Here is a 14,242-nt window from a genome sequence, read left to right as displayed (position 1 = left end):
TTTATTCGCTTAGTGACTTACCGTAATTTATTGGAAAAATAGAGTGATTACAGATTTTTGCTCATAATAAATTCAAGATTTTGCTGAGTTTTACTCGTAAATATAACTTCTTTTAGTTTTTGCATACCATTCGCTTGATAGAACCGAAGGGCGTGGGCATTTTGTGCTAAGACATCTAGCCATAAAAGAGAGTCATTTTGTTGTTTTGCCAATGTTTCTATTTGAGTAAATACGGTTTTGCCTGTTCCTTTACCTGTTGCATCAGGTAAAAAATAGATTTTATTTAACTGCGTACCACAGAGAGATTCATCGGGGATCATCGCATGATAGGTTAGTTTTACTAAACCTATAGGCTGTTGTAGCTCCTTAATCAAAAACCATTCTGTATTGGTTGTTTGTATATCCTTAATAATTTGTTGAGGGGAATACTCTTGATAAAGATAATCCGCTAATTCGTCTACATTCAGCCACAACTTAGCGAAATGATGGCGATAGCTTTTTACTCCGATCTCGTGGAGCAGCTGGGCATCCTGTTCTGTGGCTTTTATAAGGGATACAGTCATAAAAATCATCTCAGGGTGCTGTTATAAATTAATAATAGCGAGCATTTCTTCACCATCTTCATCCAAACCTATTTCCATAAAACCAAGTGATGAATAGAACGATTTAGCAATACGGTTTTTGGGATCGTAGCAAATCTCAATTTGTTTTAATTGCTGATCTTGTTTAATTTCCGCTAAAGCAAGGTGCATTGCTTGGCGGCCAATACCTTTGTGCTGATGCTTTTTATCAACCATAAAACGCCAGATAGCAATTTTTTGACTTGATGTAGGTACCCACATAAAGAAACCTACAGGAGTATCCTTTAAATAAATAGCTCTAATTATATATTCAGGATTATAGGCAGCTTCAAGCATAGACCAAGTATTCGATGCAATGAAATCTTCCTGCTCCTCATAAACATCCAATAAAGAAACTGCTTCAAAATTATCTTTTGTAATTTCACGTAGATAAATGTTCATAGAATTCCCCTGAATGAGATAGTTAGTCTATACAACTCAAAGTTATTTGCCTATGACAGGTTATAGATAAAGCACTTTTGACGCGAAAAAGTAGGTCTGATGGGGAGCTAGGTTTGATGCCAATATCAGCATCATATTTAGTAATCAAAAAGACACGATTAATACAACGATGAATATCAAAATCTATTTTTAATGTGGTATTGGTTTTGCATAACTCGGAGAGTATTGTCGCTGGGGCGCGAGAGGGATGGTAATACTAGTAACGAAGATGTTTTAAAGCGTATTTTTAGATTAAAAACGGCTCACTTAAAGTACATGAGCCATTTTTTATATTAATCAAATAATCGATTTACTGACCTCAGGATAGGCAAATAACGCAGGAGAACCACCTGTGTGCACAAAAAGTACAGGTGTTTTTTCATTAGAGTTTTCTAAGTAATCAATTAAGCCAGCCATGGCTTTTCCTGTGTACACAGGATCTAATAAAATACCTTCACTACGAGCAAGCAGGGTGATTGCATTTAACCCCGCACGATTTGGCATACCATATTCAGGTTCAAAAAAATTATCCCACAGATGGATTTCCGGCGTTTTTACTATTGCCAGTAATTCCGCCAATTCTCTCTGAATTTTCTCAACTTTTGGCGCTTGGTCTTGTTTAAAACGTGACACGGTAACGCCGATAACTTGTGTATGAGGGAGAAGTTCTTGTAAACCAATAGCAAGTCCTGCATGAGTTCCCGCACTACCAGAAGCGACGACGACTTTGTCGAACTCTACCTGTAATGGTTTTTGCTGAGCGATTTCGATGGCACATTGAACATAGCCTAATGCACCAAGAGCATTAGAACCACCAACAGGCACAATATAAGCATCGTCTAACTCCAAATCCTCAATCAATTGTTCCATCTGTGATTGTGGATCGGTTAATGCTTCGCACATTACTGACTCCGTACCAAATAAGTCAGTGAGTAATTTATTACCATTATGAAGGAAGTTAGTGTCTTCACTCTGTATGGGATTTTCAAGTAAGGCAACGCATCTTAAACCGTACATTGCTGCAATCGCGGCAGTTTGGCGAACATGATTAGATTGGATAGCACCGGCAGTGATAATGACTTTGGCTTTTTTTTCTAATGCATCTGCAATTAGGAATTCTAGTTTGCGTAACTTATTTCCTCCCATGGCAAGGGATGAAATATCATCTCGCTTGATATATATCTCACGTCCATAAACACGTGATAAATTTTCAAGTCGTTCAAGTGGAGTCGAGACTTTGTTCAAACTCACTTTGGCGAAATGTGCTAATTTTTGTTGCAGTGACATTGTGACTCCCTCGAAAATTAATGTGAAAAACCTAAATATAAATAAATCGCAAGAACCATACTGGCAGTAACCAATGCATAAGGCATTTGCGTGCGAATATGTTCAATATGGTCACAGTCTGTCGCCATTGATGCAACAATTGCATCGGCTGAAATTGGCGATGTCATATCACCAAATATTGAACCTGAAATAGCGGCACCAATCATATATTCAACAGGCATATCAACTGAAATACCGAGTTGAACACCGATTGGGATCATAATGGCAAAAGTTCCCCATGAGGTACCTGTTGCCAATGACATAATGGCGCTAATAATGAAAATAAAGCCGATTGAGAAGCCTGGAGCCATTACACCTTGTGTAACTTCGGCAATATAGGCACCTGTATTGAGCTCAGCAGAAACATTACCCATTAAAAATGCAAGGATCATGATTGAGCTAATTTTCAGCATATTAGCATAACCAATAAAGAGTTCTTTAAAGAAGCCATCAATATTGAGTAAACGACGGCCAATAAACCAACAGAAAGAAACGACAGTACCAAACATGACTCCCCAATAAACAGAGGTAGAGCCACTGCCTTTACTGAAATCTCCATCTCCCGTAATGTACAGTGCGATAGGGACCATCAGTACGGTAGATAGGATTGGGATAAAAAAGTTTAAAACAGAATGGGCATTAGGATGCTCAATGATCTCAGCTTCATCGTCGGTAAGGTTGTGTTGAGAGAGAATACCTGCACTGTGGTCAGCCTGATATTGCATTTCTGCTTTTTTCATCGGCCCCCAAGAGATATTGCTGAACACATAAAATAGGATTGAGGCTAAAGAGAGCCAAGCCATTAGGTTATAGCCGAGAGATTTTATTAAAATATCAAAAGGTTCACCACTAATTAGTCCTTGTGAGATTTGCACGCCAATCAATCCCATAATCACGGCTCCCCAACCATTGATCACTGCGGAGGAACATACAGATACACAGGCCGTTTGGATGATGTACGACATTTTTTCGGGGGCGACAGCATATTTACGCGCTAGGTTCTTGGTTGAAGCACCGGCAACTAACTGATTGATAGAGCTTTCAATAAAAATCAGCGATGTGATCACAATAGCTAATAATTGAGTTGCCACACGATTTTTCACTAGTTTAGTACGATTTGTTAGTAACTGAACTAGCGCTCGTACACCGCCTGTTACGACAACTAAGCGCATAATACCGCCAATCATCACGATAAAGATAATAGTACGCGTATTTCCGGGAGAGGCAAAAGTATCGATAATGCCGTTAACTGTGCCTTTAACACCGAGTAAAATATTGTGGTCATGAATAACAGTAAAACCGACCAAAATCCCTAACATAAGTGAAAGCATCACTTGCCGAGTAAAAATTGCCAAAAGGATTGTGACAATGGGTGTGATGATTGTCCAAATGCCATAGTCATGCATGTGTTTACCTATTAATTTTATTTTAAAATTATAATTGTCGAAAAATCATAGCACTGATAGATAGGATAAATGAACAGTTATATGCAAATTTGCAGCGTTTTGTAACAAAAAACACGCATATACTCGTCATACTTCAAGTTGTAGGGCTTTTTGTTGAGATATAAGTGGCTACGTTCAGTTTTTATCTATACTCCTCGGTTATCGTCAATTGTGGCCTGAGTTATTTAGAGTATAAATAGTCACATGGGTATTCTTGTGGCAATAAAAGACAAAAAAAGCGACCAAAAGGTCGCTCAGACTGTTGACAAACATAGCATGTTTGGCGGCAGTCGTTAGGGGTTTTGAAATAAACGAGAAAAATCAATTCATTGATTTTCGGCTGATAACACGGAGCGGGAAAAACCCTGCTTTTATCCCGCTTCGTCAGCAACCTCAGCGACCAAAAGGTCGCTCAAATAAAAGTAATCGTGCAACTATTGTTGTGCTATTCGCCATTCTTGATAAGTGATCCGACTGGTTTCTTCTATCCTTGTTTCGCCAATTAACTCAATATATTGTGGAGCTAAAGTGGCATAATGGGTAAAGCCACATTTTTCTTGAGCAACTTTGGATTGCGCATTACCTTGGAAATAACCACACCAGAGATTATTCAGTTTTAAATCATTAAAGGCATGGCGCATAATTTCTCGTATCGCTTCGGGTATCAAACCTTTCCCCCAAAAAGGTACACCTATCCAGTAACTGACTTCTGCGTCATTTTCGCCGATCGGAAAATTACTGTCAGAGCTAAAGGATAAACCAATCAAGCCAATAGCTTGGTTATCTTCTTTTAATGCAACGGCGTATATCTCATCACGCATAAATATTTGCTGAATAATCGCTGCACTTTCTTCAACACTTTGATGTGGCGGCCATCCAGCAATAGGGCCAATATGTTCATCTTTAGCATAACGATAAAGGTTTTCTGCATCGCTGAGTTGCCAAGGGCGGAGGATCAATCTTTCGGTATAAAGTATCATTTTTTCATCTCTATATTGATATATGATGAAGCATATTTTAGGTGTTTTTGTGATATATATAAGCGCAAAACCTCGTCAATTTGGGTACTTTTGACAACTATCGTTGTTTTTGATGGAGTAATGGCACTATGGTTAATGGCTTAAGCCAACAATACAGTATTCCTAATAAGGTGAGTATAGGGGCATCAACACTCGATAAGATGTTGTTAGTACCATTAACGCCGAGCTATGTTTCGGTGCTGATATGTAAAAGTGGCTGTGCGGTTTTTAATATTAATTTCATGACCTATGCGGTTAAGAAAAACGATATTATTGTCTTATATGACGATACCTATGTGATGTTGCACCGACGTTCGCGTTTGGCGCAGTTTGATATTATTACATTAGAAAAAGCGTTCGCGACCGATATCGCTTTTAAATTACCAAACTCACTATTTGCATTCTTTAATCAATCCCCAGTGCTTCAGGTTGCTTTAGCAGAACAGGTTGTATTACAGCAATGGATGTCATTATTTGTTTATCTTATTCAACAGAAGGGGGAGTTTACTGAGTTAATGCTATGTCAGCATGTACAAAACTTTTTCTTATTGATTGCTGAAAAAATCCCTACAACGCTGTTACAACAAAAAATGCAACGTAGCCGTAAAGAGCAACTTTGTTGGCGTTTTTGGAATATGATCACTGAATATTGTCGCGAACAGCGTGATGTTCAATTTTATGCACAAAAGTTGTCGATCACACCGTTTTATTTATCCCAAATTACGCGTAATTTTTTTAATGACGCGCCAAAAGCTTTGATTGATAGACAAGTTGTATTGGAAATAAAAGCGCTATTAGGTACGGGGAAGCTATCAATTAAAGAAATTGCTGCTACCTTAAACTTTGAAGATACATCTTATCTATGTCGTTATTTTAAACGGCATACTGGGCTGACGTTATCTGCATTTAAAAAACACATTGCTCAAGTTTGAGTCACATTTAGTGTGTTTCAATTTGGCTGCTGTGTTTTTTCACAAAATCAATAAAACAGCGTAATCGTGGCGAAACAGCTTGATTGCGGTAATAGACAGCGTGAATTGGTTGCCTTAATTTATTGGTCTGTGCAGTTAATATTTGTACCAACTCACCATTGGCAAGCGCCTCATAGCTGACAAAATCAGAAGAAAGTAAGATCCCACTGCCGTGGAGCGCCAGATGGAGCAACACTTCGCCGCTAGAGGCTGAAATATCGGGTATAATTTTAAGTGGAGTCCCATCGTCCATATTCAGTGGCCATATATTTAATGACTCAGGCGCGGTGAACCCTAATAAACGGTGATTAGCTAAATCTTCGATACGGGTAGGGACACCATATTTTTTTAGGTATGTGGGGCTAGCAAGTAATCGCCGTTGGCTATAACCAATTAAGGTTGCATTCAGTGATGAATCTTTCAACTCACCAATACGAAAGGCAACATCGGTTTTTTTCTCTAATAAATTGGTAAAACCTTCAAAATTTGTGATTTCTAATTCGACTTGTGGATACTGTTCACTAAATAATGGAATGAGTGGGGCGATGACGCGAGTTAAAAATGGGGTCGATGCATCAATGCGCAATTTCCCTGAAGGGATACTTTGACGCGTTGAGAGCATCTCTTCGGCTTCTTGAGCCAATTGAATTATCTCTCGCGATTTTTGCAAAAATGCGGCACCTTCATCGCTGAGTTTAATTTTACGCGTTGTACGATAAACAAGGGTGGTTTGCATTTTTTCTTCAAGTCTGAGTAATGCTCTACTCACGGTGGATATCGTCAGGTTTAACTGTTCTGCGGCTGCGGTTATCGACCCACAATCAATAACGCTAATAAAGACTTGCAACTCTTCAAACGTGATCTTCATTTTTGCAATTTCCGCAAAAGTTTTTTCCACCTTAACGTCTTTTTCATTGCATATCAATGTGGAAAAATCTTGCCCCATCAGATGATTCAATAAACAAATATTTTTATGCTCAATAATTCACAATGCCTCTGAGTCAACATGCTATGCGGAATTATTGTGCCTAATAAGGTCAATTATGAAAATCAATACAGCGTTACTCGCATTAGCTGTCGGTGCTTTTGCTATTGGAGTCACCGAGTTTTCCCCTATGGGGATGTTACCTTACATCGCCGATAATTTGGATGTTTCGATTCCTTCGGTCGGCGCGATCGTGATTATTTATGCGTTGGGGGTCATGATAGGGGCTCCAGTCATGACATTAATTTTAGTCAAATATCGACCTAAGTATGCACTGATCTTTTTAATGTCTATATTTGCTGTTGGGAATTTATTATCGGCGATGTCACCTGATTTAGTGACGCTGTCACTTTCTCGCTTTGTGACCAGTCTAAATCATGGCGCATTTTTTGGGATTGGTGCCATTGTGGCTGCAAGTGTTGTTCCACCGAGTAAACAAGCAAGTGCGATTGCCGCTATGTTTATGGGATTAACCATTGCCAGTATAGGTGGTGTTCCTTTGATAACGAAATTGACTCAAGTGATTGGCTGGCGACAAGCGTTCTATCTGATCTCAGTACTTGGTTTCGTCACCATTATCAGCTTGGTTTTAGCGTTACCAAAACATTTAACAGGTAAAAGTGTGAATGTGCGGGAAGAGTTACGTATTTTACGCAAGCCACAAGTGATGTTAGGCATGTTGAGTACTGTGCTCGGCGCTAGTGCAATGTTTACTTTGTATACCTACGTAACACCGATGTTGATGGTATTTATTAATGCATCAGATCAAATGGTGACATTGATGCTGATGATTATTGGTATTGGTTTGACTGTGGGTAACTATCTTGGTGGCTTGTTTGCAGATAAATCATTGTATGGTTCATTATTTGCTTTCTTCGCAATGTTGGCGTTGAGTATGGCTATTTTCCCAATTATTGGGACGACGCCAATTGGGGCTGGAATTGGTTTAGCATTTTGGAGTATTTTCAGCTTCAGTATTGTACCTCCATTGCAAATATTGGTCATGAAAGCAGCTACTGGTGCACAAGCCCTAGCTTCTTCTGTAAATATTGGCGCATTTAATTTAGGAAACGCGATCGGTGCGATGATTGGTGCCAGTGTACTTGCTAATGGCTTCAGTTACGCAATGGTCAGCTATATGGGGACGGTGGTTGCTTTGTTAGGAATATTCGTTCTGTGGATCAAAGTACGTCAACATTCCAAACAAGCGGCTCTACAACAAGTGGCGTGTCTTTCGGATTAAACGGCCTGTTTATTAAGGCGTTGTCTTTCATTAATCGCTTGGTTTAGCTCTTGTTCTTGGTGGTTAGGCCGAGCGTTTCTGCTGCTGTTGTCTATGGCTTAGTGCCGAAGATAGTTTATCCCTAATTTACGAGTTCCTATAATTAACAGGGTTAGCTTTATTACTGTCATCATGAATTGGAGACGAAATAATTTGTGAATTAAAAAGCAAGAGATGGAGTTTGTGGTTGGATGATCTTCTCAATAATGACACCATCACAGGCAAGATGGAGTAACTTATTATGACAACAACAAATAAATGGTTAAACGATGAGGCACGTTGGCAAGCAGTTGTTGAACGTGATAAGTCAGCTGATGGTTATTTTGTCTATGGCGTGCGTAGCTCTTTAATCTATTGCCATCCATCAGCAGCGGGTCGTTTACCTAATCGTAATAATATTGAGTTTTTTGATAATGAACAGCAAGCGCTAGATAAGGGTTATCGTCCTGGAAAACGGAGTAATAAGCAGGCGCCACAACTAGAACAGTTTTACCAACAAAAAATAGCTCAAGCTTGTCGATATATTGAACAAAATAATGGTAATGCCAAGCTGGATGAGATTGCGGCTTTTGTCGGGATCAGTCGTTATCATTTTCATCGTCTATTTAAAAACCTCATAGGGCTAACACCTAAAGCATATGCAATCGCATATCGTCATGGAAAATTACAGCGGCAGCTACAACAGCAACCGAGTATTACTGATGCAATATATGATGCGGGTTTCAGCTCCAATAGTCGTTTCTATGAAACGTCTACTGAACGTCTAGGTATGACACCTACCGCATGGAAAGCGGGTGGCGATGGCTCAAGAATTTACTTTGCATTAGCGGCATGTTCATTAGGGGATGTTTTAGTGGCTCAAAGTGAAGTTGGAGTCTGCGCCATTTTATTAGGCGATGATCCGGAGCGTTTATTACAAGATCTGCAAGATAAGTTCCCTCAAGCCGAACTGATTGGGGGAGATCATCAATTTGAACACGTTGTTGCACAAGTTATTGGTTTTATCGAAGCGCCTGAAATTGGGTTAAAATTACCCTTAGATATTAGAGGTACCGCATTTCAGCAGCGAGTTTGGCAAGCATTACGTTCGATCCCTGTCGGAACAACCGTAAGCTATAGTGATATTGCTAAGCAAATCGGTGATCCGAAAGCGGTTAGGGCGGTGGCGGGAGCCTGTGCCGCCAATATGTTAGCGGTTGCTATACCTTGTCATCGAGTTGTGCGTAATGACGGCTCTTTGTCTGGTTACCGTTGGGGAATAGCGCGTAAACGCAGTTTATTGGATAAGGAATCCATCAACAAATAATTAGGAATGGTTAATCTTTGTTGCACCATTAATTATTTGAGTGAATTATTGTGTTTGAACGCTGTTCTACTGTTTTTAATACGAATAAAAAGCGACCATTGAAGACAGGTTGCCTAAGTTTAAAAAATAACCGTAGCTAACTATTGTTTGTAATTATTATATCTCGTTAACACTTTTCCAACCTAATATGGGCAAATGACCTATTGTGACCATCAAGCCTTTTGTATGTTTTGCTCCAATTAAAGCAACACGAAAAGGAATATATGATGGTCACCAGTATCTACAAAGATTTATCGTTAGCACCAGCAGGTGAGCAAAAAATTGCTTGGGTACGCGCCCATATGCCACTGTTACGTGCTCTTGAAGCGCGCTTTACACAAGAAAAACCCTTCGCAGGAAAGCGTATCGCACTCTCTATTCACCTTGAAGCGAAGACCGCTTATCTGGCTCAAGTCTTTGCGGCTGGAGGAGCAAAAGTTTCTGTTACAGGTAGTAATCCAATGTCAACCAAGGACGATATTGTCGCGGCTTTAGTCAAAAATGGCATCAATACGTTTGCCATTCATGGTGCAAGTGCTGAAGAATATCAACAATTTGTTAAGCAGACCCTTGCTTGTGAGCCACACATTGTGATTGATGATGGTGGTGATTTGGTGCATGAGTTGCACAGCGTTTACCCTGAATATGCTAATCACGTGATTGGTGCTTGTGAAGAAACAACCACGGGTGTATTGCGCGCAATGGCCCGAGAAAAAAGTGCTGAGTTAAATTTCCCTGTTATTTCAATTAATGGCGCACAATCAAAGCACTTGTTTGATAATCGTTACGGCACTGGGCAATCAACATTTGATGGCATAATGCGCACAACGAATCTCGTGATTGCAGGAAAAAAAGTGGTGGTTGCCGGTTACGGCTGGTGTGGTAAAGGCTGTGCGATGCGTGCTAAAGGTCTCGGCGCTGAAGTTATCATTACCGAAATTGATCCAATTAAAGCATTGGAAGCCAAAATGGATGGTTTTGAGGTGATGACAATGGAAGCCGCTGCACCACTTGGGGATATTTTTGTCACTGCAACAGGCTGCTGTGATGTATTAACTGATGTTCACTTTAATTTAATGAAAGAAGGTGCATTGATCAGTAACACTGGTCACTTTGAAGATGAAATCAATCTTAAAGCACTACAAGAGATCGCTATTTCAACGTTTGAAGCACGTGAAAATATCGAAGCATATCGTCTACAAAATGGCCGTACGGTTTATTTACTCGGTCGTGGTGCATTAGTGAATATTGCTTGTGCTGATGGCCATCCCGCAGAAATCATGGATATGAGCTTTGCTTTGCAAGCACTCGGTGCTGAGTATCTGTTAAAACATGATCTTGAAAACAAAGTCTATGCGGTTTCTGATGAAATCGACAGCGAAGTAGCACGTTTGAAATTGCAAGATATGGGTGTTTCTTTCGATATGCTCAGTGATAGGCAATATCAGTATTTAAATGCGTTTGAGCTGAAATAAAAGCAGGCGGAGGACGTTGATGTCGATACTGAATAGCCTTTTGGGTATTGCAGTCATCTTATTGGTTGCCTACCTATGTTCGAACAACCGCCGCAGGATCAGTCTGCGGCTTGTTTCCATCGCATTGCTAATGCAATTTTCCTTTGCCTTTTGCATGCTTTACCTTCCTGTGGGCAAGCAGGTTATGATGTGGATGGCAGATAAAGTCACGGCATTATTAGATTATACCCAAACAGGAACGCAGTTTTTGCTCGGCGGCTTAGCAACCGATAAAATGTTTGATCTGCTAGGTGCTGACGGATTTATCTTTGTATTCAAAGTATTGCCTGTTTTAGTGTTTTTATCAGCACTGTCAGCTTTGCTGTTCCATATCGGTATTATGCAAAAGCTAATCATTTTGATTGGGGGAGCATTACACCGTTTATTGGGGACTTCCCGTGCAGAATCTATGTCATCTGCTGCGAATATTTTTTTGGGGGTAACTGAGGCTCCGCTGGTTATTCGTCCTTATTTGAAATATCTATCCTCATCAGAATTTTTCACCATTTTAGTCGGTGGGATAGCCTCTATTGCAGGGACTGTATTATTGGGCTATGCGCAATATGGCGTTAAAATTGAGTATCTTCTTGCTGCATCTTTTATGTCTGCGCCAGCAGGGTTATTATTTGCAAAAATATTTTTCCCTGAAACCAAAGAAAATAGTGATAAGCATACGACAGCAACATCCATGAAAGGGGAAAAATCAGAGTACCGTAATAGTATTGATGCGGTGACTCAAGGTGCTAGCGTCGGTGTTAGTATGGCATTAAACATAGCAGGTATGTTGCTGGCATTGCTGGCGATTATTGCGATGTTTGATGGAATTATGATGTGGGCCACGAGTTTCACGGGCTATGAGGTTTCGCTCACTCAGTTGATCGGGTGGTTATTTTCACCTGTTGCTTGGCTGCTAGGTGTTGATTGGCAGGAGGCTCAGTTTGCAGGGCAACTATTAGGGCAAAAAGTATTATTCAATGAATTTATTGCCTATGCTAATCTACAGCCTTATTTGGATGGTTCGATTCTACCTGCGACAGGTGAGGCTCTCAGTGCGAAAACACAAGTGATCTTATCTTTTGCACTGTGCGGTTTCACTAATATAGGCACTATCGGTATCGCGATAGGTGGGATTGGTGCAATGTGCCCTGAGCGCAGAGGGGAGCTAACAAGCATCGCATTTAAAGCATTTGGTGCAGCAATTTTAGCTAACTTAATGAATGGTGCTGTGGCTGGATTAATTTTAGGTTAACTAACTATTAAATGGTGGCACTATGATGGATGAAACGCCTTTTCGTGAGTTATGGCTGAAGTTTAGTGAACAAGAGCTATTGCCCGATGTGGATTGGCTATTTCGTCATGCGCCACCTTCAGTTCAGAATACTTTTTGTACTATTCACTTACAAGAAGGCTATAAGCTGATCCAACAAGGCACTGAAAATCAATATACCTATATTATTATTGAAGGTGAGTTTGTGGTAAACAAACTCGCCGACAATGGTAAAGAGTTAGCATTAACCTTTTGTTATAAAGGGGAATTCTTAGGGGAAATGGAAGCGCTGTGTCAGCAAAAACACTACTGTTATGACGTCATTGCATTAACAGATGCAAGAGTGATCCGTATACCAACTGACAGCTTTTTAGTTTGGTTGTCGCAAGATCATCGCTTATCTATTTTATTGAATCGTCAATTAGCCAAACGCTCACTGATTAATGGCGAACAGCGCTTAATGACCGCAGTGGATTCAATCGAAAAAAACCTGTTGTATATATTGACGCAGATTTCAAGCCATCAAATTCGCCTACCACGAGAAACGCTTGCCGCGATTTTAGGTACTTCACGCCGCCATCTGGATAAGGTGCTGTTTAAATTAAAAGAGCAGGGTATGATCCGACAGGAAGGTCAAATTATACTGCTAAGTAACTAAGTTTATTGACACTGATAATATCTTTTTATATGCTGATATATCTACATTTGTTCTTCTTATAAATCTCCTTTTTTACCTCTTTTTTCGTCCAGTATTACCTTCTGTTTTAAATTCCAAACTCCAAAAAAACATTCCATTTCTTTGCTGTAGCTTTTGCTAGCGGCGGGTTTGTTATTGTTTTTTTATCTACGAATAAGGTTAATGATGTTATCTCAACGCTATTTATTATTGGTTTTCGCCGCTGCGGTTTATTTGGTGGGTACCACTGAATTTATGTTATCAGCGACATTAACGCCTCTCGCTGAAGTCTTTTCCGTCGATCCTATTCAAGTATCATGGCTAATATCTGCTTATGCATTAACTTATGCTATTACCGCGCCAGTACTAGGTTATTTTTCAGACCGTGTTGATCGTCGAAAGTTATTATTAGCGGGGATGCTTTTATTTGCCATTGATAGTTTGGCAATAATTGTGTCACCGAGCTTCGGTGTTGCGTTAATTTTTCGTATTTGTGGTGGTTTAGCATCTGCGATTATTGTTCCCACCGTATTTGCGCTTATTGCAGACATTGTGCCATCGTCACAGCAACCTGTCGCAATGGGGCATGTCATGTTGGGTATGACTCTCGGTATTGTATTAGGGCCAGTATTTGCAGGCGTTTTGACAGAGTATGCTGCTTGGTATGTGCCATTTATCATGACTGCAATCGGCAGCTTTATCGTGTGGTTTTGTGCATATCGCATATTGCCAAGTCATCAACCCTACGATATTCGGCAAAAACAAGCCAGTTTTCGCTGGTTACGTGACTTTAAACTAATACGCCTTGTTGGAGCAAAGGCCCTATGGAATGGCTCTGCGGTTAGTGTTTTTCTATTAGCTGGTGAAGTACTACGCCATAAATTTAAGATTGATAGCGCGGTGATTGGCATGGTGATCAGTGCATTTGGGATTGGCTTATTGGTAGGGAATTGGCAAGTTAAATCGCTTAGTAAAATTCTCTATAATAATCATCAACGATTATTATCTGTGGTGACCTTGATGTCTATTGCAATCATTGTATTCATGATAGCCAATTATTCTTTGTTGATAGCGATAGTTATTTTATTTATTTGGGGCAATTTTCTAGGCATGGCCGCACCGCTCAGTGCAAGTATTATTGCCACCGAAAGTGGTGAAAATAAAGGGCAGGTGCTAGCCGTTTCAGAGAGTTTGAATAATATTGTCTTATTTACAATGCTGCCGTTTTTATCATGGTTATTGAACCAGTTTGGGTTAAAAGAAGTGGGGGCGATGGTGGCAATCATACTTGTTAGCGCATTGTTAATTAGTTTATTTTCCATGCGGAAAAACCAAGAAGGGTGAGCGTTAT

At 40.0% G+C, this 14,242-nt stretch carries 13 protein-coding genes; 7 read left to right on the top strand and 6 right to left on the bottom strand.

The genetic code is table 11. The features are described 5' to 3' along the window. Positions 1–47 precede the first annotated feature (47 nt). The 5 genes from M1E96_RS10190 to M1E96_RS10170 form a co-directional block, all read right to left on the bottom strand. Positions 48–563: a GNAT family N-acetyltransferase gene (locus tag M1E96_RS10190; RefSeq protein ID WP_140180073.1), complete on the bottom strand. Its 516-nt coding sequence runs from the start codon at positions 561–563 to the stop codon at positions 48–50. Between the two features lie 21 nt (positions 564–584). Further along, positions 585–1,022, bottom strand: a complete 438-nt coding sequence (locus tag M1E96_RS10185; RefSeq protein WP_272579831.1) for an N-acetyltransferase — start codon at positions 1,020–1,022, stop codon at positions 585–587. A 336-nt stretch (positions 1,023–1,358) separates the two neighbouring features. Continuing rightward, a complete protein-coding gene (locus tag M1E96_RS10180; RefSeq protein ID WP_272579832.1) occupies positions 1,359–2,348 on the bottom strand; it encodes a D-cysteine desulfhydrase in 990 nt (329 codons plus the stop codon). A 17-nt stretch (positions 2,349–2,365) separates the two neighbouring features. Beyond that, positions 2,366–3,793 (bottom strand): Na+/H+ antiporter NhaC family protein, encoded by a 1,428-nt coding sequence (locus tag M1E96_RS10175; RefSeq protein WP_272579833.1) that lies wholly within the window; start codon positions 3,791–3,793, stop codon positions 2,366–2,368. A 473-nt stretch (positions 3,794–4,266) separates the two neighbouring features. Next, the gene (locus tag M1E96_RS10170) at positions 4,267–4,812 is read right to left on the bottom strand and encodes a GNAT family N-acetyltransferase (protein ID WP_272579834.1); all 546 of its coding nucleotides are present in this window, start codon (positions 4,810–4,812) and stop codon (positions 4,267–4,269) included. A 128-nt stretch (positions 4,813–4,940) separates the two neighbouring features. Between M1E96_RS10170 and M1E96_RS10165 the strand changes: the two genes are divergently transcribed. Continuing rightward, positions 4,941–5,783, top strand: a complete 843-nt coding sequence (locus M1E96_RS10165) for an AraC family transcriptional regulator (RefSeq protein ID WP_272579835.1) — start codon at positions 4,941–4,943, stop codon at positions 5,781–5,783. Between the two features lie 7 nt (positions 5,784–5,790). Here M1E96_RS10165 and M1E96_RS10160 read toward each other — a convergent pair whose 3' ends face one another. Next, a complete protein-coding gene (locus M1E96_RS10160) occupies positions 5,791–6,690 on the bottom strand; it encodes a LysR family transcriptional regulator (protein ID WP_272579894.1) in 900 nt (299 codons plus the stop codon). 175 nt (positions 6,691–6,865) lie between these two features. Here M1E96_RS10160 and M1E96_RS10155 point away from each other — a divergent pair, with 175 nt between their 5' ends. From M1E96_RS10155 to M1E96_RS10130, 6 genes are all read left to right on the top strand, one after another. Further along, on the top strand, positions 6,866–8,050 hold the full coding sequence (locus tag M1E96_RS10155) for an MFS transporter (RefSeq protein WP_140180064.1): 1,185 nt from the start codon (positions 6,866–6,868) through the stop codon (positions 8,048–8,050). Positions 8,051–8,330: 280 nt separating this feature from the next. Continuing rightward, the gene (gene ada, locus M1E96_RS10150; RefSeq protein ID WP_070927967.1) at positions 8,331–9,395 is read left to right on the top strand and encodes a bifunctional DNA-binding transcriptional regulator/O6-methylguanine-DNA methyltransferase Ada; all 1,065 of its coding nucleotides are present in this window, start codon (positions 8,331–8,333) and stop codon (positions 9,393–9,395) included. A gap of 266 nt (positions 9,396–9,661) precedes the next feature. Continuing rightward, positions 9,662–10,909: an adenosylhomocysteinase gene (locus M1E96_RS10145; protein WP_070927969.1), complete on the top strand. Its 1,248-nt coding sequence runs from the start codon at positions 9,662–9,664 to the stop codon at positions 10,907–10,909. Positions 10,910–10,928: 19 nt separating this feature from the next. After that, complete coding sequence (locus tag M1E96_RS10140; RefSeq protein WP_070927971.1) at positions 10,929–12,197, top strand: NupC/NupG family nucleoside CNT transporter; 1,269 nt, start codon at positions 10,929–10,931, stop codon at positions 12,195–12,197. A 22-nt stretch (positions 12,198–12,219) separates the two neighbouring features. Beyond that, positions 12,220–12,873, top strand: a complete 654-nt coding sequence (locus M1E96_RS10135) for a Crp/Fnr family transcriptional regulator (RefSeq protein WP_272579836.1) — start codon at positions 12,220–12,222, stop codon at positions 12,871–12,873. A 201-nt stretch (positions 12,874–13,074) separates the two neighbouring features. Then, the gene (locus M1E96_RS10130; RefSeq protein WP_272579837.1) at positions 13,075–14,235 is read left to right on the top strand and encodes an MFS transporter; all 1,161 of its coding nucleotides are present in this window, start codon (positions 13,075–13,077) and stop codon (positions 14,233–14,235) included. The last annotated feature ends 7 nt before the right edge of the window (positions 14,236–14,242 follow it).

The organism is Providencia sp. PROV236 (assembly GCF_033676985.1).
In the GTDB taxonomy this organism is placed as follows: domain Bacteria; phylum Pseudomonadota; class Gammaproteobacteria; order Enterobacterales; family Enterobacteriaceae; genus Providencia; species Providencia manganoxydans.
The sequence above is the reverse complement of the archived record's forward strand: the minus strand, read 5'-3'. Positions and strand labels throughout refer to the sequence as shown.

Excerpts from the sequence above, each read along its gene's own strand:
- M1E96_RS10190 (WP_140180073.1), bottom strand. The coding sequence starts at position 563 with ATGACTGTATCCCTTATAAAAGCCACAGAACAGGATGCCCAGCTGCTC.
- M1E96_RS10185 (WP_272579831.1), bottom strand. The coding sequence starts at position 1,022 with ATGAACATTTATCTACGTGAAATTACAAAAGATAATTTTGAAGCAGTT.
- M1E96_RS10180 (WP_272579832.1), bottom strand. The coding sequence starts at position 2,348 with ATGTCACTGCAACAAAAATTAGCACATTTCGCCAAAGTGAGTTTGAAC.
- M1E96_RS10175 (WP_272579833.1), bottom strand. The coding sequence starts at position 3,793 with ATGCATGACTATGGCATTTGGACAATCATCACACCCATTGTCACAATC.
- M1E96_RS10170 (WP_272579834.1), bottom strand. The coding sequence starts at position 4,812 with ATGATACTTTATACCGAAAGATTGATCCTCCGCCCTTGGCAACTCAGC.
- M1E96_RS10165 (WP_272579835.1), top strand. The coding sequence starts at position 4,941 with ATGGTTAATGGCTTAAGCCAACAATACAGTATTCCTAATAAGGTGAGT.
- M1E96_RS10160 (WP_272579894.1), bottom strand. The coding sequence starts at position 6,690 with ATGAAGATCACGTTTGAAGAGTTGCAAGTCTTTATTAGCGTTATTGAT.
- M1E96_RS10155 (WP_140180064.1), top strand. The coding sequence starts at position 6,866 with ATGAAAATCAATACAGCGTTACTCGCATTAGCTGTCGGTGCTTTTGCT.
- ada (WP_070927967.1), top strand. The coding sequence starts at position 8,331 with ATGACAACAACAAATAAATGGTTAAACGATGAGGCACGTTGGCAAGCA.
- M1E96_RS10145 (WP_070927969.1), top strand. The coding sequence starts at position 9,662 with ATGGTCACCAGTATCTACAAAGATTTATCGTTAGCACCAGCAGGTGAG.
- M1E96_RS10140 (WP_070927971.1), top strand. The coding sequence starts at position 10,929 with ATGTCGATACTGAATAGCCTTTTGGGTATTGCAGTCATCTTATTGGTT.
- M1E96_RS10135 (WP_272579836.1), top strand. The coding sequence starts at position 12,220 with ATGATGGATGAAACGCCTTTTCGTGAGTTATGGCTGAAGTTTAGTGAA.
- M1E96_RS10130 (WP_272579837.1), top strand. The coding sequence starts at position 13,075 with ATGATGTTATCTCAACGCTATTTATTATTGGTTTTCGCCGCTGCGGTT.